The sequence below is a fragment of the Oceanicola sp. S124 genome, from assembly GCF_000220565.1.
GTDB lineage: Bacteria > Pseudomonadota > Alphaproteobacteria > Rhodobacterales > Rhodobacteraceae > Pseudooceanicola.
On record NZ_AFPM01000160.1, the window covers coordinates 1 to 18,462 of the forward strand.

Annotated in this window: 16 protein-coding genes; 6 read left to right on the top strand and 10 right to left on the bottom strand. The window is 65.6% G+C overall.

Annotation, left to right across the window (positions count from 1 at the left end; all coding sequences use genetic code 11):
- A partial coding sequence (locus OS124_RS0111230) for a sigma-54-dependent transcriptional regulator (RefSeq protein ID WP_010139715.1) occupies positions 1–904 on the bottom strand: 904 nt, incomplete at its 3' end.
- Positions 905–1,165: 261 nt separating this feature from the next.
- On the opposite strand from OS124_RS0111230, the gene OS124_RS0111235 reads away from it, so the two are divergent.
- Complete coding sequence (locus OS124_RS0111235) at positions 1,166–2,062, top strand: LysR family transcriptional regulator (RefSeq protein WP_010139716.1); 897 nt, start codon at positions 1,166–1,168, stop codon at positions 2,060–2,062.
- 588 nt (positions 2,063–2,650) lie between these two features.
- On the opposite strand, the gene OS124_RS0111240 is transcribed toward OS124_RS0111235, so the two are convergent.
- Positions 2,651–3,196: a YaeQ family protein gene (locus OS124_RS0111240; protein ID WP_010139717.1), complete on the bottom strand. Its 546-nt coding sequence runs from the start codon at positions 3,194–3,196 to the stop codon at positions 2,651–2,653.
- 443 nt (positions 3,197–3,639) lie between these two features.
- Positions 3,640–4,812, bottom strand: coding sequence for an OpgC domain-containing protein (gene opgC / locus OS124_RS0111245; protein WP_010139718.1), 1,173 nt, complete (start codon positions 4,810–4,812; stop codon positions 3,640–3,642).
- A 1,510-nt stretch (positions 4,813–6,322) separates the two neighbouring features.
- On the opposite strand from opgC, the gene OS124_RS0111250 reads away from it, so the two are divergent.
- Positions 6,323–6,685 carry a hypothetical protein gene (locus OS124_RS0111250; RefSeq protein ID WP_138919506.1) on the top strand — a complete coding sequence of 121 codons (363 nt, stop codon included), beginning with the start codon at positions 6,323–6,325 and terminating at the stop codon, positions 6,683–6,685.
- Positions 6,682–6,957, top strand: a complete 276-nt coding sequence (locus tag OS124_RS0111255; protein ID WP_010139720.1) for a hypothetical protein — start codon at positions 6,682–6,684, stop codon at positions 6,955–6,957. Before OS124_RS0111250 ends, OS124_RS0111255 begins: the two co-directional genes overlap by 4 nt.
- Positions 6,958–7,737: 780 nt before the next feature.
- Here OS124_RS0111255 and OS124_RS0111265 read toward each other — a convergent pair.
- Both OS124_RS0111265 and OS124_RS26075 read right to left on the bottom strand, forming a co-directional pair.
- Positions 7,738–8,190: a GNAT family N-acetyltransferase gene (locus OS124_RS0111265; RefSeq protein ID WP_010139721.1), complete on the bottom strand. Its 453-nt coding sequence runs from the start codon at positions 8,188–8,190 to the stop codon at positions 7,738–7,740.
- 419 nt (positions 8,191–8,609) lie between these two features.
- Complete coding sequence (locus tag OS124_RS26075) at positions 8,610–8,873, bottom strand: major facilitator transporter (protein ID WP_010139722.1); 264 nt, start codon at positions 8,871–8,873, stop codon at positions 8,610–8,612.
- 17 nt (positions 8,874–8,890) lie between these two features.
- Here OS124_RS26075 and OS124_RS24420 point away from each other — a divergent pair, with 17 nt between their 5' ends.
- Positions 8,891–9,190 carry a hypothetical protein gene (locus OS124_RS24420; protein ID WP_010139724.1) on the top strand — a complete coding sequence of 100 codons (300 nt, stop codon included), beginning with the start codon at positions 8,891–8,893 and terminating at the stop codon, positions 9,188–9,190.
- Between the two features lie 54 nt (positions 9,191–9,244).
- Here the strand turns inward: OS124_RS24420 and OS124_RS0111280 are convergent, their stop codons facing one another.
- Positions 9,245–9,430, bottom strand: coding sequence for a hypothetical protein (locus OS124_RS0111280; RefSeq protein WP_010139725.1), 186 nt, complete (start codon positions 9,428–9,430; stop codon positions 9,245–9,247).
- Between the two features lie 335 nt (positions 9,431–9,765).
- Positions 9,766–10,671, bottom strand: a complete 906-nt coding sequence (locus tag OS124_RS26080) for a helix-turn-helix domain-containing protein (RefSeq protein WP_010139726.1) — start codon at positions 10,669–10,671, stop codon at positions 9,766–9,768.
- Positions 10,672–11,111: 440 nt separating this feature from the next.
- On the opposite strand from OS124_RS26080, the gene OS124_RS0111290 reads away from it, so the two are divergent.
- Both OS124_RS0111290 and OS124_RS0111295 read left to right on the top strand, forming a co-directional pair.
- A complete protein-coding gene (locus tag OS124_RS0111290; protein ID WP_138919508.1) occupies positions 11,112–13,445 on the top strand; it encodes an Ig-like domain-containing protein in 2,334 nt (777 codons plus the stop codon).
- 328 nt (positions 13,446–13,773) lie between these two features.
- The gene (locus OS124_RS0111295; RefSeq protein ID WP_010139728.1) at positions 13,774–13,998 is read left to right on the top strand and encodes a hypothetical protein; all 225 of its coding nucleotides are present in this window, start codon (positions 13,774–13,776) and stop codon (positions 13,996–13,998) included.
- A gap of 250 nt (positions 13,999–14,248) precedes the next feature.
- On the opposite strand, the gene OS124_RS0111300 is transcribed toward OS124_RS0111295, so the two are convergent.
- From OS124_RS0111300 to xylA, 3 genes are read right to left on the bottom strand one after another with little or no spacing between them, the layout of a single operon-like run.
- Positions 14,249–15,634 carry a cytochrome-c peroxidase gene (locus OS124_RS0111300; RefSeq protein WP_010139729.1) on the bottom strand — a complete coding sequence of 462 codons (1,386 nt, stop codon included), beginning with the start codon at positions 15,632–15,634 and terminating at the stop codon, positions 14,249–14,251.
- 3 nt (positions 15,635–15,637) lie between these two features.
- On the bottom strand, positions 15,638–17,089 hold the full coding sequence (gene xylB, locus OS124_RS0111305) for a xylulokinase (protein WP_010139730.1): 1,452 nt from the start codon (positions 17,087–17,089) through the stop codon (positions 15,638–15,640).
- A 21-nt stretch (positions 17,090–17,110) separates the two neighbouring features.
- A complete protein-coding gene (xylA, locus tag OS124_RS0111310; RefSeq protein ID WP_010139731.1) occupies positions 17,111–18,418 on the bottom strand; it encodes a xylose isomerase in 1,308 nt (435 codons plus the stop codon).
- Positions 18,419–18,462 lie beyond the last annotated feature (44 nt).

An 18,462-nucleotide genomic window follows, 5' to 3' on the forward strand; every position in this document is an offset into this window, starting at 1 on the left:
AGTGCAGGTCGGCGCGGAAGGCGCCGCTGCGCACCGCGCGGGCCAGCGGCACGGTAGACGAGCAGATGATGCGGATATCGCTGGCGAAGCTGCGCCGCCCGCCGATCGGCTGGAAGCGCCCCTGCGCCGCCCATTCCAGCAGCACCGACTGGCACGAGGCATCCAGCTGGTCGACCTCTTCGAGATAGAGCATCCCGCCCTCAGCCAGCTTCAGCAGGCCCTCGGCATCCTCTTCGGCAGTGAGCCGCCCGAACAGCCGTTCGCGCAGGTCAGGCGCCGTCATGCCATAGCACTGCAGGGTGATGAACGGCCGCCCGCGCCGTGCCGAGGCGCTGTGCAGCATCCGCGCCGAGATCAGCTTCGGCGTGCCCGGCTCTCCCTGGATGATCGTGTTGCTGTCGATCCCCGCCGCTTCCTCGATCCGCCTCCGCACCGCCTGGGTCGCCCGGGACGAGCCGATCAGGTGCGAGCGATGGCGCATCAGGTCGGTGCCCTCTTCCAGCTCGTGGCGCAGTAGCGAGTTCTGCCGGCTCAGATCCGCGCGCGACAGGCACTTGGAGACCGCGTTCAGCACCTGGTTGGAGCGGAAGGGCTTCAGCAGGAAGTCACTTGCCCCGGCCTGGATCGCCTCGATGGCGGTGCGCAGGTCGGCGAAGGCGGTGACGATGATGACATCCGCATGCAGCCCGATCTGGCGCTGGTCAGCCAGCCAGGACAGCCCGGACTGGCCGGGCATGATGTTGTCGAGGATGATGACATCGTAGCTTTCGGCATCCAGGCAGGCCGAGGCCTGCTGGGTGTCTTCGGCAACGTCGACGCGGGCGCATTCCCGCGACAGCGCCTTGCTGAGGAAATGCCGCAGCCCGGGCTCATCGTCCACGACCAGCACCTTGGCCTCGGCCATGCGGGGGTCGAAAACGGGGGGGCGTCTGGTCGGGGGAAGGGTTCGCCGTCATGGCGCGCATGTTGTCCAAATCCGGCGGGATTTGCCATATCGAAAGTAGCGCCCCGGACCCTGCCTGCCCCCGGCGCCCGCCCGGCCAGGCCGCTCCCTCCTGTGGCAGCCCCACGGCCGCCATGAATTGCATTCATGCCCGGAAGGGCGTTTTCCTTTGCCCCGGGGGGATGCTGCTGCAGACAGCCGCAAGCCTGAAAGGAGCCCACTATGGACCGCGAACTGCTCGGCGACCTGTCGACCCTTCTGGCTGTCGCCGAAGAGGGCAACTTCACCCGCGCGGGCCATCGCCTGGGCGTGTCGCAATCCGCCGTCAGCCATACGATCCGGCGCCTCGAGGACCGGATCGGCGTCCGGCTGCTGAACCGCTCGGCGCGCCGGGTCACGGCGACCGATGCGGGCGAACAGCTGCTGGCCGCGCTGCGCCCCAGCTTCCAGCACCTCGGCAACCGGATCGAGGAGATCCGCACGCTGGGAGAGCACCCCTCGGGTCTCGTCCGGGTGACCTCCAGCCATCCCGCCACGCGCGACATCCTCTGGCCCGTGGTCTCGGAGCTGGTCCGCGACTACCCGGAGGTGCGGATCGAGATCAGCAGCGAGGGGCGGCTTTCCGATCTGGCCGAAGATCGTTTCGACTGCGCGATCCGGCTGGGAGAGCACCTGAGCCCCGACATGATCGCGATCCCGGTGGGGCCCCGGCTGGAGATGGCGGCAGTGGCCAGCCCCGACTACCTGGCGCGACGCGGCACGCCCGGGCACCCGGATGCGCTTGAGGACCATGCCTGCATCCTGATGCGGCACCGTGTCGACGGCCCTGTCTACGACTGGGAGTTCGAGATCGACGGCGTCGAGGTGGTCAGGAAACTGGACGGCCCCTTCATCCTCAACGATCCGGGGCTGGTGCTGGAGGCGGCGCGGGCGGGTCACGGGTTGGGCTACCTGCCCCTGTCCGAGGTGCGCGCGGATCTTGAGACCGGACGGTTGCGTCGGGTGCTGGCGGACTTCTGCCCGCCCTTCGACGGCTATCACCTGTGCTACATGGGGCGGCGCAACCTCAGTTCCGCCATGCGGCTGCTGATCGACCGGCTGCGCCTGCGCCGGGGCTGAACCAGCTGCCACAGGTCTTGCTCCGCGCCCTGCCCCCTGTCCGTGTGCCCTGTCCCTGCTCCTGCCGGTAAAAGGGATGGGGCCGCCTGCCCCGTCGCCGCGTCACGCGACCTGCCGGACGGCAGAACCCGGCGAGGGCGGCAGCCCGCGACCGGTCTTCACTACAGCCGGCATTCAACAAAGATCGACAGCATATCAACATCTTTCACCGCAGCGGACGACAGGGGCACAGGCTAGATTGCGTCTCAACCGCTCCCTGACCGGACAGCGGCGGGGCCGGTGGCTCTGTCGTGCCAGCATGGGCCTGCATGTCCTCCTTTCCGCGCATCGCCGGAGGGGGTGCAAGCCCGATGTCCCGATGTCAGCGGCAGAGAGATGCCCCGACCGCTCCGGCCCTGCAGAAGCAGGCCCGGATCCGTTGCCGGGGACACCCGAATGCGGGGCCATGCCGCCCCGTCCCGGACGGTCGGTGCCCGGACACCGGCCCGCCCTCTTCGCGGCCAGCCCCAAACTGGCCGCGAAGAGGGATCACGACCAGAGACAATCCCTCGCCCCGGAGGCAGATGCCCGCAGGCAACCTGGTCCCGACTAGGCTGCGCCCTTCCAGGTCAGCGGCGTCATGTAGAGCGTGTCATCCTCGGCGCTGACCATCACTTCACCATCCTGGATGTTGACCTGAAGCTTCATCGCGCGGCTTGCCATCCTGGCAAGGGCCGCCGTATCCGGCTCAGAGAACCGGACCACCTGCAGATTGTCGAAACGGCCCGCACCGTTCCCGATCTTGTCCCACCAGGCTTCGGCCGTCCGACCGCCGTAGGGATAGACGATGACCTTCGCCGCCTTGCTGCAGGATTGCCGCATGACTTTCTCGGTGGGCAGTCCGAGCGTCACCCAGAGATCGATCTCGCCGCTCAGGCTCTTCTGCCAGATGTCGGGCTCGTCATCCGTCGACAGGCCCTTGGTCAACTCCAGATGCTCATGCGCATTCAGGGCAAACGCGACCATGCGGACCATCAGCCGTTCATCGGTTTCCGAGGGATGCTTGGCAACGGTGAGCTTGTGGGTCTCGTAGTAGTGGCGATCCATGTCCGAGACCGACAGCTCGACTTTGTAGATGGTGGCATTCTGCGCCATGTGCTTTCCAACCCTTCCAAGGACCGGGCTGCCTAACCCGTCCCGCCCACTTTGGAAAGGCGGAACGACTTTCCGGGCTTCAATAAAAGCCGTCGATGCAGCAGCCGGTGCCAGGACCCGACCAGCGGCTGCCCCGGACAAGAGTCCCCGCCAGCGGTACAGAAGCAGCCATCGGTGCCGAACCCGGCCAGGGCGCCCTCTGCCTCATTGCGGATGGAGGACACGGGGCCGCCCGCGCGTCGGACCGCCAGGAGGCCGCAGCAGTCAGGCGCAGGGCCGCATATCCAGCAGAGCCTTGCACCGCGCGTTCAGCCAGTCGGCCAGCCCCGGCATGACCCTTGCCGGCCCCGGACCGCAGGTGCCCAGACCGGGCAAACCACGCCGCGCGCCCTGACGACAGGCTCCGGCCCATAGCGCCGGGCATGTTCCCCCTCAGATCAGGATCAGGCCGCGATCGGGCGTTGCCGACGGCGTTCCCGGATCAGGGGGGGCAGCCACATCAGCGCAATCACGTAGAGGCCCAGAAGCGTGTTGATCCCCACCCCGCTCGGTCCCCAGGTGCTGTCGTAGTAGCGCACCGCATAGATCAGGACGACATGCCAGGCGTAGACATGCAGCGAATGCCGCCCGAGCAGGCAAAGCGCGGGTCGCGTGAAGATCCAGTGCAGCGCGGTCGAGATCCCCCGGACGAAGGCCAGAGAATCCTGGCGGCCGGCAATCGCCAGCCAGCTGAACAGGACGGCTGCGGCGACGAAGTTCGCCAGGTAGATCACGCTGAAATTCGAGCGCTGATCGAAGGGCCAGAACAGCTCGAGCATCTCCTTAGGCATCAGCCCGTGCGCGGTGGCAAAACGCAGCGGGGCGAAGAACAGCATGACCAGCACCGCGCAGAAGGCCACTCCGCGGGTCTTCGGGCCAAAGACCCTGTCCCAGCTGATACGACCGCTCGCCCAGAGGGCGCCCAGGATGACCCCGGCCATGAAGAGGACCTGCCAGCCCATGGGATCGAAAGCCATGCGCAGCCCCTGCGTGTCCGAGGCCTTCAGCGCCTCGTTCAGCGGTCCGGACCAGAGGCGCGCCACTTCCAGCTGGCAGGCGATCCAGCTGAGCGCCGACAGGCCCGCCGCAAGCCACCAGCGCCCTTCGACGACCCATCGGATGACCACGATCGAGGCGGCCATGAAGAAGATGTACATGGGCAGGATGTCCATGAAGGTCGGCTGGAAGGTCAGCGACAGGATCCCGAAGATCCGCATCGGGTCGCCGATCGGCGCGGTGCCAAGCCAGTTGCGCCAGGCAAGATAGCCCCCGGGGGCAAGGTCACGCGCCAACAGGGCTAGGAAGATCAGCCCGACCGTCCAGAGCCAGAGCTCTGCCATCCTGGAGAGGATGGACTTTCGCATTGCCGCGCCGCCGTGGCGCAGCAGGCGCCTGCCCTGGATCAGACCGACCATCAGGCCCGAGATGAAGACGAAGCCCTGCGCACTCTCGACGAACATCACCTGGCGGAAATGCACCTCCGTCAGCCAGACACCGCCCTGCAGGACGAGGTGCGAGAGGGCCATGGTCAGCAGGAAGAACCCCCGCAGCCCGTCAAGAAAGTCGAGACGTTTCATGTCACTTGTCCTGGCAGTGCCGCCCGTCCGCAGGCGCGGCAGGCAGGCTGTCTTCTGGAGAGTCGGGCGCGGCGTCTCGGGAGCATGGCTGAGGAATTCTGGCTACTCGATACAGGGAAGACTGTACCTAGTGCGTTCGGGTGGTCCGGTCCAGCGCTCTACCGCCGGCCTGCCACGCATCGGCGCCAATCCCGCATCGGACGCCCTCGGCGGTGCTTGAGGGGATCACGCCGGTCATGGCCGGGCAGCACCAGGGACAACACCCGGGCCCGTGAGATCCTCCGCCTCGGGCCCTGACCCCTGCTCTTGTTCCGTCGATGTCCGCAGCCACTGCCAGAGTGCCCCGCAGACCTGCGGCAACCTGCGCAAACGGGCGCGCAGCCGACAAAGCCGAGGTTCCCGAGCCCTGGCAGGATGGCCTGAAGAGGGACATGTTCGACGAAGAGATGACCTGCCCCGAAAGTCGGCCAGCGCCCGCCATGCCCGCCCCGCTCCTATACGGGATACCGACGTGAACCTGCTGCGGTACCGCCTGCCCTGCGGGTCTTCGAGAAAGTGGTCAGGGCGGCGAGATACGAACTCAAGTCCCCCTGCCCCCGGAACAGGCCGAGAAATATATTCGGCGTCATATCAAGGCCCTGCCTGGGAAAGTTGAGACGGGCGCCGAGACAATTCCCGATCCGGGCGCTCAATGAAAGTGCCTGGATCGACCAGTTCTCAAGCTCAGAGCACTTGGCCTCCTGGGTTGACCCAAGCGCCTGTGTCGTGCCCCATTCGACTCCGGGCGAATTGAGGATCCGTATCTGCTTCACGTCTCGGAAGGCGGACATCGAACCGTCGCCCGAAGTGGCCAGTGACCCTGGCGGCCCTCAACGGCGGGCGCGCCCCGCCCGTCGACGATGACCTGATGGACGTGCAGGGCCTCCCCGCCATCCCGCTGCGATCCTCGCCGGCATGGGTGTTAAGTGGAGCGACATGTCGAGGGCGGGACGAAGGGCGCGAAGCTGCCTTTCGCTGCGCGAAGCGCGAACGTCAGCGACGCGAAGGGGGCGGACACTCCCCTGGGCGTGCCGCGGCCCATGCAGTCCGAAACCTTCGGCCCGGAACGGACATGCGCAGTCCTGCTGGGCACTGTGACGGGACTTCACCGAAACAGCCGGTCAGGCTGCGCCGCTGCATTTCCAACGATCCGAGGCCGGCAGTGCGACCGTCCCGCCGTTCGCCGCGAGGGCTCGCACTGCACTGTGCCTGCGAAGGCGTTCGGAGAGCAGGTCAGAGAACGTCCGTTGAAGAACCTGGTGGCGGCTCCCGCCGCGCAGACTGATCGGCTCAAGGCGAGGCATGGCCAACTCCACGTGCAATTGGCGCGTTTAAAAACACACTTGCCTTCAAGCACCGCACGTCCAGCCAAGAGCTCATATGATCGAGAACATTGACACCTTCAGGAATGTCGCGAAAGCTCGGCCGTCTGCATGTCTCAGGGGGGTAGCGTCTGGCGATGGACAAGGAAATGTTCACGAAGCAGCTTGCTCGGTCCATGGCCAGGACGTCGGGCGGCATTCTCCAGCATGCACAACATCCCACAGGCCGTGGGGTCTCTGCCGAGCGCAAGGCCCGGGCCAGTTGGCTGGCCGAGATGGATGGCGAGAGCCGCCAAAGGCTCCAACAACTGGTGGAAGAAGGCGTGCATGCCGGGGTCTTCGGGGTTCTTGCAGTGCTCGATCACGTCAGATTTCTCGAGGATGGCGCGGAAAAGGGCAGCTTTACGCTGACGTATACCGCACCTTCCGGAGAGCAGACGCAGATCAATCCCGACCGGGGCGAGATGCTGCACGATCTTTACAACGGGTTCCGCCAGAGCGCGAAAGAGTGAGGAAAAGCCCCAAGGCGACGCCATCCTCCCTGGCCCCCGATACGCGCGATCTGCTGGGACGTGTGCTCGAAGCCAGGCTCCCTGCGGCCTACCGCGACTGGCTTGCCACGCGGCACGGGCAGATGCCGGAGAATCGCGTGATCACGTTCGTGACCAACGGGCGGGAGACGACGACCGTCCTTCACTACCTGTACGCCGTCACTTCCGAGCACGATTACAACGACCTCTGGGATTGCAATTCGAAATACGGCGAAGACCTCCGCCCCTGGTAACTGAGCATTGGCGGAGACGTTTTCGGCAACCCGATCGTTCTGGCGCTGAAGGGGCCGAACCACGGAAAGGTGTTCTTCAGCGATCACGAAGTTCCCTTCGACGAGGGCCTTTGCCTCATCGCACCCAGCTTCGAGACCTTCCTTGCCGGCCTGACCGCAAACTGACATGCGCAGGAGCACCTGTTTCTACGCGACCGTGCAGACCTCCATGCGCTGATGGTTCTGGTAGAGGCGGAACAGGCCTTCGTTTCCCTGGCTCACTCCGACAGTCCGTCGCGCGACGTCCAGGTCTTGCGACCAGGCGGGCGAAACACCCGATGTCCTGCGCCCCTTTCCAAGCCATTGGTGTACGACCTTTTCCTGGTGTCCCCGGCACTCAGGTTCGGGCCGCAGCACATGGGGATGTCACCGGGACGCGGCATTCGCTCCGCGTAAGAGAGCGGCCCGCGGTCGTGGTCATCCAGCTCTGGGGCGGACTTCCCGATGGCACCCTGCTTCGCTCGCGGTTTCATCTGAATGCAAGAGTAGCGGAGACCCGGAACCTCGAGGTCCACCCCGAATGTCGGCGTCCACCTTTGGTGGGTGATCGGATTGTAACCGCAGCGAAAGCCCGAATGCCGCCCTCCGTGTCGCCCCCGAACGCGATACTGTGGGAGAGACGAAGGGAGGGTTCGGGCTGGCTGCGCTCCTGCGCTGCGCCGGGCGCTAGGGGCCGCTGTTCGGGACAGACCGGCCCCTTGCGGATGTGGTCCGGCAGGGCGTGCCCTGCGAGACCTTTTCTCAGCTCTTCAAATGGAGGGCCGCATTCGGGAAGGGGAACCCGAAGTCATCGACAGCCCGTCGGGAAACCTCTTGAAACCCTAGCGTCCTGTAGAAGCGGACGGCTTGTTCATTCTCGGTATAGACTTCAAGGGACAGTTCACCCTTCCGGGCCAGGGCATCGGCGATAAGTCTGCGCCCGACACCAAGACCTTGCCGATCCGGCGCGACGAATATCCCGCCAATGAAACATCCCAGAAGGCTGATGAAGCCAACAGGTTCTCCGCCAAGGCAAGCCACGGAAGTCTCCGCCTTCGGCAGATAATCCTCCTCGATCAGCTTGCGCTGTTCAGTCAGCCTTTTCTCACCGATGAAGGGGTGGGCCTTCAGCGAGGCTTCGAACCAGATAGTCGACAGTATTTCCAGATCCGTTGCCACGTCGAAGGGCCGGATTGCGACGTTTGCGTTCTTCATGAGAACTCCACAGAAATCATGCAAAAAGGATCGGCAACCATGTGCCGAGCGATGCCGCCAAGTGCGGCTCAATCGAAGCCTCTGTGCATGAATCTCCTTCTGTGACGGACTGAGCATAAGCCGCCGCATCACCAGTTTCAATGACACCTGAGGGCTCGAAACCGGCCGTTCGCTGCGCCTGCCACGAGTGGCGGCCATGCGCAGTAACCGGACACGGCAGTCGACGCTGTCATGCTCGGGCCCGCAGTCGCGGCCGGCCCGGGCCAGCGACCTCAGGTGCGCGGGAGCGCTGCCGTTCAAGGTCTCGGCAGTCAGCAGTGCCTGATCGATGCTGTCGGTAACGGTTGCGCTGAGGCCCGTGGGAACGGTCATGGCGCGGGTCTAGAGCGCGGTCATGATGCTGCCGAGGATGGCGATACCTACGGCGCCCCCATGTCGAACGAGACCTCCTGCACCGAGGCCGCCATGCCGGCCTGTTCCTCGGGAGCGGATAGCATGATCACGCTCGACGCAGCCGTCATGGTGGCGCCGCCCCCGAAGCCCATGACCTCCAGGACCGAAAGCCAGAGGGCGGTCGGGTCCTGATACGTGAGCAGAAAGGCGACCAGGGCAAGGCCGGTCCGCGCCAGCGCCGTGGTCAGCCCGCGCGCGTCCCCCAGACGCGGAATCGTGAGGCCCGTCACCGGACCGGCGATGCGGGATGCGGGATGCGGAGGGGGCCGAGCATTCCCGCGTGGCCGTCGCCGTGACCGCGCTTCTTCAGCATCCTGACCAACTGGCAGAGACGCGCGACTGGTACGCCGCCCACCTTGGCGGAGTTGACCTGACGAAGCAGGAGGCCCCTCGGTTGGCGACGACCTTCCTGGCTGCGGAAGGGGCATTCCTGCTCAGGGCCTTCGGTCTTCTGTCATTGCCGGAGGCACAGTGGAAGGCGCTGTTCGACGACGTGCTGTCCGCTACGGCGACGGATCTGGAAGGTGCCGAGCCAGAGAACGGGTGAACGCCAGGACCAGGCAGCGTCCGGCCGTGGTGTCGCCCTGCCCGCTCCCGACGGTCATGTGCCTGCCAGAAGCCCGGCATAGACGCCGCCTTGTGCCTCAAGCGCCGCATGGGGGCCGGATTCCACCACGCGTCCGCGCTGCATGACCGCGATCAGGTCGGCCTCGCGGACAGTCGAGAGGCGGTGCGCGATGGTGATCGTGGTCCGGCCCTCCGACAGCGCGCCAAGCGCGTCTGACATCTCCCGCTCTGTTTTTGTATCGAGCGCGCTGGTCGCCTCGTCCAGACGAATGGCGCCTCCGTCCACGTCGAAGAGCCGTGCGAGACGGCACCGGCTGTCACGATCACACGCTGAAACCCGGTCTCTCTGCACATTTCCTCAACACCTGGGTCCTCAACACTTGGGGCGGGCTTTTTCTCCAGTTCGCCGCGCGAGAACACGACGGCAAGCCCACCGGACAGGATCACTCAGCCCTGATACTCAGGCCCCCGGGGGCCGAAGACAGCTGTCTGGCCCAGCCTCAAGTGCGCGCGGAGCGTCAAGCACCTGAGAGCATGACAGACGCAAATCGCGCGTCAACGAGGCCGAACGGATCTGAAAGCCGCCGCCGGGCGCGATTTGCTCTGGGTTTCCTGCCACTGTCGCGGTGGCAACCCCATCTGGCGGCGAAAAGCATAGGAGAAACTGCTCACCGAGGCGTAGCCAAGCCGGAAGGCCACGGACTTGATGGGCTCTCCGGCGCGCAGGGCGTCACATGCATGACTAAGACGGGACGCCAGAAGGCCCTGATATACCGAACACTCGAAGAGTGCCCGGTACGCCATATCGAGACGCCGGGCGGAAATCCCCAACCAGCTGGCCAAGCCTGCGGTGGTCAAGTCGCCAGCCGGATCGTCCTGTATCAGGAGGTGGGCCTCGCGCGCGGCCCCCAGCTCACGCTCGGTCAGCCCCTTCTCTTGTCCCCTCTCCGAAAGGCTTTCCAACTGATACCCCAGGATCTGCACCGCGGCTGCCTCGACCAGCTGCTGTCGCAGCGGTGAGGTCGTCGCCAGAGATCGCAACAGCATCTGCCGCAAGTCGTTCGGCAAAGGGTTTGGCCGATGGTAGGTCGCGCCCCCCACACCATCCAGAAGCCGGCGCAACCGTGGTGGCAGGTGATCACCGAACCAGCCCTCGATTGTCTCGGGCGTCGACAACACGCCAAAGAGACGGTTCTCTCGCTCGGAGAACCGGTAGCGGGCCGCAGGCCTTTGCGGACGCAGCAGACCTATGGCCCTCGTGTCATACATCGCGCCACAGGTCAGCTCGGCCTCGAAAGTCCCGGATATCGCCACCTGAGTGAAGAAGAAGTCACTCAACCGCCCGCCCTGCACCTCTATGGTATCAGGTCCCTTCGTCCGGAAATGCGAGAGGCTCCAGTGCAATCCGGTCAAGCCTGCATGGGGCGTGCTTTCAACCGAAAGATCGAAATCCCCTTCCATGACACTCGTACGTCCCGTGCCCGGAAGCTGGAGCGAGATTGGTTTGACTGAGCGGGCCGGACCCTGGGAGCGGGGCATTTTCATCCTGTACGATCAAGAGGTTCAAGATGGAACGAAGCTACCAACCCCCTCGCATCGCACAACCCCGCATTGCAGGAATTCGACAGCATCAGGGCGTTTGTCGACAACCTCGGCCCCTCGTCATGAAGCCCGGCTTGGATAGAGTCGCCCGGACTGTTGAGCGGGGCATTTCCAGCGGCACCGGCCAAGGCTCTTTGGCACGTTGCGCCACCGATCAGGGGCGCTGACCGGCCATTGCACATGCCGCCCCCCGCGGGGCACCGCGTCCTGGCCGAGGTGCTGGAGCAGCAGCGATGGCCCTTCGCAACAGTCCCCGAAACGACCGGCCGTGCGCCACACAAAGACACCGAGGGAACACCATGACCAAACCGCCCCACACCGCCTGGCGCCATGTACTTTGCTGGCTTCTCATGCTTGTTACCTTCGCCCTTGGTGGATTGCACGGTGCTGGCGCCATGGCACAGGAACGCCTTGGCGAGTTTCGCTGCTTTCCGGTGGACTCGGGCCTTCTGTTTCTCCCCCCCGGCGAGACCGCAGCCGGCCGCCTGACTTCGACAGTAGTGGTTGCCGAAACCTCGGGCGGCAGTTGCGACGGCTCGCCCACGTCCAGCGATGCGATGGCCGCAGCCATTGCGACACTGGACTATGACACCGCGACCCAAAGCTACGAGACGCAAATCGAGGTCTACTATCGCGGGTCTCTCATCGAAACCCTGGCCGGCTGCGGCACCGGAGGGGCAGCCGCGTCGATGATCGATCTGCCAAGCGGGTACTGCGAAGTTGCCCTCGACACGGGCGATGGCAACAGGATCTCCCTGTATGTGGACTTCTACGCCGAAACGACCCCCGCGGAACTCTTCGACCCGGAAAGGGTGTCCGCCTCTATCGGGTTCTTCTCCTTGCGGGTCGAAGAGAGCACGGCGCCGCAAACCTCTATTCTGGGCGACCTGGATGAGCTGAACGACTTTGCCGACACGCTGGTCAGCATCCTGTTCGAAACCCCGGTCGCCGATTTCGTCCCCACGGATATCACCCTGGAGAACCTCGTCATCGACGACTTCTTCGGCAGCGGGACAGTTTACAATATCCGCGTCACTGCTGCCGGTGACGGCCCGGTCTCCATGCAGGTACCAGCCGGGGCCGCAACCTCCGCCGGCGTGGGCAACCTTGCGTCGGACCGTCTGACAGCGACTGTCCAACGCGTTCCGCCGAGTGTCCTTTCGGTCGATGGCAACCCCATGGACGCCCTTGCAGGCGACGCGGGGCAGTACACGGCGACCATCGTTTTCAGCGAACCCGTGACCCTTGGCGGCGGCACACCGGTGACCGCCACCAAGGCCTCGGTGATCTCGCTTGTCGAGGCGTCGGAATGTGCATCAGGCGCGGCCTGCACCCGCTGGTTGGCGACCGTCAGCGTGAACGAGGCATCGCTGTTTGATCATGAGCTTGTCGTCAACCAGGGCAGCTTCGAAGACAGCGTCGCCACCCCCGGCACGGGCCTCTTCACTTTCCGGCCAACTCCGGGTGGCAGCGCGCCCCAGGTCACCGTGACCGGGATGCCGGACCAGGTGGATGGCGCAGGCACTGCCGCGCTGACCTTCGACTGGGATCAGGATGTCTTCGGCTTCACGGCATCCGACATCCTGGTCCAGGGTGGCACCCTCACCGGCCTGACCGGCGGCCCCCGGCAATGGACGGCAACACTGTCCATCGAGGGCACCGGCGACCTCAGCCTTCAGATCCCGGCGGGCGCCGTGCGCGGTGAAGGCGGCATGCTCAACCTCCTGGCACAAGCGTCTGCGCCTCTGGACAGCGCCCAGATCGCCAGCGAGCACATCCGCCGCTTCATGGAGCATCGTGCGCGCGCCCTGCTGACATCGCAGCCGCGCCTGCGGGACCTGCTTGGCGACAGGGCGCCAAGCGGCGCGCTGGCATTTCGTGATGGCAGTGGCCGCCTCTCCCTCCACAGCGGCGGCGGCCGCCCCCTGTGGTTCTCCCTCAAGGGACAGTGGTCCAGCTACGGCGATGATGACCTCAGCTATGCGCTCCTGACCCTCGGTGCACACCATCGACTTTCAGAAAACCTCCTTGTCGGTGCGATGATCGAGATCGACCGGGCCACGGCCACGCAGGGGGTCGCACGGCTGGAAGGCACCGGCTGGCTGGCCGGTCCCTACTTCGCCATGGGCCTGGCAGACGGGCAGCTGACCTTCGATGGGCGGCTGCTCTACGGGGAAACCCGGAATACGATCACTCCCTTCGGGACCTTCACGGACAGCTTCTCGACCGAGCGTTGGCTTGCGACGCTGAGCCTTTCCGGCGAAATCGAGCGGGGCGAGGTCACCTTCCAGCCCTATCTCGAACACGGATGGACCCGGGACACCCAGCGCGCCTATCGCGACAGCCTGGGGCAGATGGTCCCGCAACAGACGGTCTCGCTGCGTGAAACCGCTCTCGGCCTGGACCTTCTGTTTGATCTTCGGCGCGATCTGGTCGTGACCGCCGGGTTTGCCGCAATCGCTTCCGACGGAACTGGCGCGGCAGGGCAATCCACGAGGGGCCGCGTCACTCTGGGTGGCCACAAGACCTGGCCCAATGGTCTGTCTGTGCAAGTCGGCGGCCTCTACGACGGCCTCTGGGACGCCAGCTATGAAAGCTTCGGCCTCGACTTCATGATGGAACTTGCATTCTGAGGGTCGTTCTTGCGGCAACCTTTGCGCAGGAAGCCGCACCCAGGCACCTGCTCTGACCGGTACGGGCCCGGGCATCGCTCGGGCCCGCCTGCCCCTCCTCGGCATTTAGCCCGGACGGCCGTGGATGCGGAAATGATCACGCAGGGCCATCAAGGCATCCCACCGGAACTGGCACGCGGCACAGGAAGCTTGGGGAACCGACAATTCGGCATGAATCGCGGTGATCGTAAGAATGAGAACGGCTCCCCACCCGACCTGAAGCAAAGGAGAGATCGCACAACCGGGAACGTTCTGGCCGGTCGGAAGCGGCTCACGCCAGGCCAGTGAGATGACCTGCCAGACCGGCGCCCGCTGCGTGGAAGTCGCGAAGACTGGATGGCACAGCGTGAACAACGGCATACTGGAGTTTACTCAGGAGACGTCCGGAGGCTTCGCCGTTGTCACCGTCACGGCGCCCATCCCGCAAGACCTGGAAGCTGACCAGCGTCTGTTCCTTCAAGCCGCGACTGACCCAACGCTCTTCATCATGTCGCATCACGGCACAGGGCCTTAGAAAGGCGCGCCCCACTGCTTGCCAGACACAGCCGAGGCCTGACCGAGATCGCACAGTTCTCACGTCCCATGATGCAAGAAGCTGATATCCAGGGCAACAAGCGGACCTCCACTCCACTTGCCGCGAATGTCGGAGATGCGCAGGGAAACGAACGTGGCACTCGATGGGGTTAGAGTGTTCACCCGCCCGTCGTTGGCGGGCGTTGAACAACCCGCCAGTGGCGGCGCGAGCCGATCAATAGGGCCTGCCCCTAGCGGCCGGTCACCGGCAGGCCGCTGGGCACCGAGGCCGGGATGCCAAGGCGCAGGGCCGGATCTTCCAGGCTTTCCAGGAAGGCGATGAGAGCCGCCACCTCGTCGTCCTCCAGCGTCCGTGGGGCCAGGCTGTTGGCGCTTGCGATGGCCTCGACCTCAGCCGCCGAACTCTGGATGCGCAGATCCTTGGCCGAGGGCAGGTCGGGCAGCACCGCCTGCGAGATGTCGTAGCTCAGCAGCGAGGCCACCGGATCAAGGTGATGACGGATGACGCCCTCCAGCGTGGCGAAGGCCCCGTCGTGGCCATAGGGCGCCGTCAGGGTCACGTTGCGCAGCGAGGGTGTGCGGAAGGCAAAGGCGTCCGAGAGGTCGCCCGTGACACGGAAACGCCCCTCGTCGCGGGCGTGGTTCTCGAAGCGCGCCGCCTTGCCCGGCCCGATCTGCGGCATGGCGATGGCGTGGAAGTCGTGGTCGGTCTGCAACCAGCCCGCGTGACAGGAGGCGCAATCGGCTTCGCCGTAGAACAGCTCCATCCCGCGCTGCGCCTCGGGAGGCAGGCTGGCCTCACCCGCCATGACGCGATCGAACAGGGCCTCATCCGCGCGCCACTCGAAGGTGATGAAATCGGCGATGACATTGGCGATGGCGGCGAAGGTGATCGGGGCGCCGGGCTCGATCCGTTCGAAGCTTTCGGCATATTCGGGGATGGCCGCAACCCGCGCCGCGATCTTGTCCCAGGCGCCGCCGGGCTGCGCCAGCAGGCCCTGGCGGACCGATTGGCTGACCTCGTTCTCGGCGTAGTGGCCGGCCATCTCGTCGCCCGAGAGCACCGGGAACATGGCCTGTGCAGCAAGGGGAGAGGCAAAACCCATGCTCATCTCGGCGCCGAGCGGGGTGCGGATGCCATTGGGCTGGCTCTCGTCCAACTCTAGACGGCCATCGTGGAAAAAGCGGGTGAATTCCTCGGCGCCGAGGTTCCACAGCCCCGGCGCATTGCGCGGGATGCGCTGCTCGGGAAGGTTCTGGGCATTGATCTCCCGCTTGGAGCCAAGGCCCAGGCCCCCATCGCCCAACCCCAGGGAGACTCCGTCAGAAGTGCCGAGGTCGGGGTGGTGGCAGGTGGCGCAGCTGACCTCGCGGTTGCCCGAGAGGATCGGATCGTAGAACAGCAGTTGCCCCAGCTGGACCCGCGCCATGTCAGGCTCGGGAAAGACCGGGCGGGGGCCAAGGTCGGGCAGGCCCCCGCCGCGCGCATCCTGTGCCGCGACCGCACCGCAGAGGCCGCAGGCCAGCGCCAGCGCCGTGGCGGCACGCAGGGTGGCGGCGCAGAATCCCCTCGGGGAGATTTGGCTTTCGCCGATCCTGCGCGCTCCACGTTGCATGGCTTACCCTTTCCTGGTGAGCGCGGGATAAAGCGCCCGGTAGTGGCCATAGGCGTCGTCATAGGCTGCGGTCACCGCCTTGTCGGGCATGATCACGTCGCCGGTCTCGGGCTGGGTCATCACCGCATCGGGAGAGGCCCCGGTGACCGCGCAGATGGCAAGCCTTGCGGCCCCCATGGCGGCGCCGAGCTCACTGCCCGCGGGCAGCGACAGGGGCAGGTCGAGGGTGTTGGCCAGCGTGGTCAGCCAGAAGCGCGACCTTGCGCCGCCGCCGACCGCGAAGAGCGTCTCGAACTGGGCCCCGGTGCCCTTCAGCGCCTCGAGGCTGTCGCGCAGGGCGAAGCTGACGCCCTCCATGACGGCACGGGTCAGATCGGTGCGATCCATCGCCACGTCGAGACCGATGAAGGCGCCACGCACGCGGGAATCGTTGTGCGGGGTGCGCTCGCCCGACAGGTAAGGCAGGAAGGTCAGGCTGGAGGGCCCGCTTGCGGTGTCGGGCAGGGCTGCGGACAGATCTGCCGGGCTTTGCCCGAGGTTGCGCGACAGCCAGTTGAGGCTGTCGGTTGCCGCCAGGATCACCCCCATCTGGTACCAGCGGTCCGGCACCGCATGGCAGAAGCTGTGCACGGCCGAGGCCGCGTCCGGCGCATAGCTGTCGCGCCCGACCATCAGCACGCCCGAGGTACCCAGCGAGACAAAGCCGCTGCCTTCCCCCAGGGCGCCGATGCCACAGGCCGCCGCCGCGTTGTCACCGGCGCCACCGGCGACGATGACGGGGCCCGACAGACCCCATTCCGCACAGAGCGTCTCGCGCAGGTTGCCGCCGGGGGCGGCCCCTTCGACGAGCTCGGGCATCTGGTCACGGCGCATGCCGCCTGCCGCGAGGGCGGCGTCCGACCAGTTGCGCGCGCCCACGTCCAGCCAGGCGGTGCCCGCGCTGTCGGACATGTCCGATATATGCTCTCCGGTCAGCCAGAGGCGCAGGTAGTCCTTGGGCAGCAGCACCTTGGCGACCCGGGCGACGGTCTCGGGCTCGTGCTTTGCGACCCAGGCCAGTTTCGGTGCGGTGAAGCCGGGGAAGACGATATTGCCGGTGATCTCGCGGATGCCGTCCATGGCGTCGAGCGCCGCGGCCTCGTCGGTGGAGCGGGTGTCGTTCCACAGGATGCAGGGCCGCAGCACCTTGTCGTCCGCATCGATCAGCGTCGCGCCATGCATATGGCCGCTGATCCCGATGCCTTTCAGCTGGGCGAAGGCCTGGGACGCCTTGGCCTTCACCGCGGCGACGGTGGTCTTGCAGGCTTCGATCCAGTCGGCGGGGGCCTGTTCCGACCACCCGGCGTGCGGGTGGTCGACATCAAATGCGGCTTCGGCGTCTGCCAGAACCGCGCCGGCCTCGTCGATGAGGATGGCGCGGAGGCCAGAGGTTCCGAGGTCGAGACCAAGATACATGGCTTGTCCTTCTTTGAGCAATCAGACGAAGCGATTGACGTAGTTTTCAAGGATCTCCTGGCGGCCGGAACGGGGTTCGGGGTTGATCCCTTCAGAAAGCACACGCTCGGTGATCGAGGCGAGGTCGCTGGTCAGCATGGCCTTGGCCTCGGGGGCCTGCCAGCCCGCGTAGCGGGTGCTCAGGGCGTCATCGAGCCCCCCATCCTCGATCATCGCCGCCGCGGCCTTCAGGCCACGGGCGCAGATATCCATGCCACCGACATGGGCGGCGATCAGGTCCTCGGCCTCGAGCGACTGACGGCGCAGCTTGGCGTCGAAGTTGGTGCCGCCCGAGGTGAAGCCTCCGGACTTCAGAACGTAGTAGTAGGCCAGCGCGACTTCCGGCGTGTTGTTGGGGAACTGGTCGGTATCCCAGCCGGACTGGTAGTCGTTGCGGTTCATGTCGATGGAGCCGAGCATGTTCTCGGAGGCGGCCAGCGCCAGCTCGTGCTCGAAGGAATGGCCGGCCAGGATCGCGTGGCCCTGCTCGATGTTCAGCTTCACCTCGTTTTCCAGCCCGTACTTGCGCAGGAAGCCGATGCAGGTGGCCACGTCGAAATCATACTGGTGCTTCGAGGGTTCCTGGGGCTTGGGCTCGACCAGGATCTGACCTTCGAAGCCGATCTTGTGCTTGTAGTCGACGACCATGTGCAGGAAGCGGGCCATGTGGTCCAGCTCCTGGTTGAGGTCCGTGTTCAGCAGGGTCTCATAGCCTTCGCGTCCCCCCCAGAGCACGTAGTTCGCGCCGCCCAGCTTGTGGGTCGCATCCATGCAGGATTTCACCGTTGCTGCGGCAAAGGCGAAGACATCGGGGTCGGGGTTGGTCGCGGCACCCGACATCCAGCGGCGGTGGCTGAACATGTTGGCGGTACCCCAGAGAAGCTTGGTGCGGCTGCCTTCCATCTTCTCGCCGATGTAGTCGGTGATCTCTTCGAGCGTGGCGAGGTTGCCGGCGAAGTCGCCCTGGTCGGGGCGGATGTCGGCGTCGTGCCAGCAGAAGAACGGGGCATCCAGGATATCGAACATCTCGAAGGCGGCGTCAGCCTTCAGCTTGGCGCGGCCCATGTCGTCCTGGGGGTGCCAGGGGCGCACGAAGGTCGGTCCGCCGAAGGGGTCTCCGCCTTCCCAGGCGAAGCTGTGCCAGTAGGCGACGGCAAAGCGCAGGTGGTCTTCCATGCGCTTGCCCATGACGACTTCGTCCGGGTTATAGTGGCGGAAGGCCAGCGGATTGGTGCTGTCCGTGCCTTCAAAGGCGACCTTGGAGATACCGTCGAAGAATCCTGTGCTCACTGTCTTGGTCCTTGGCAAAGTGGGAGATGCACCCCGGACGAGCC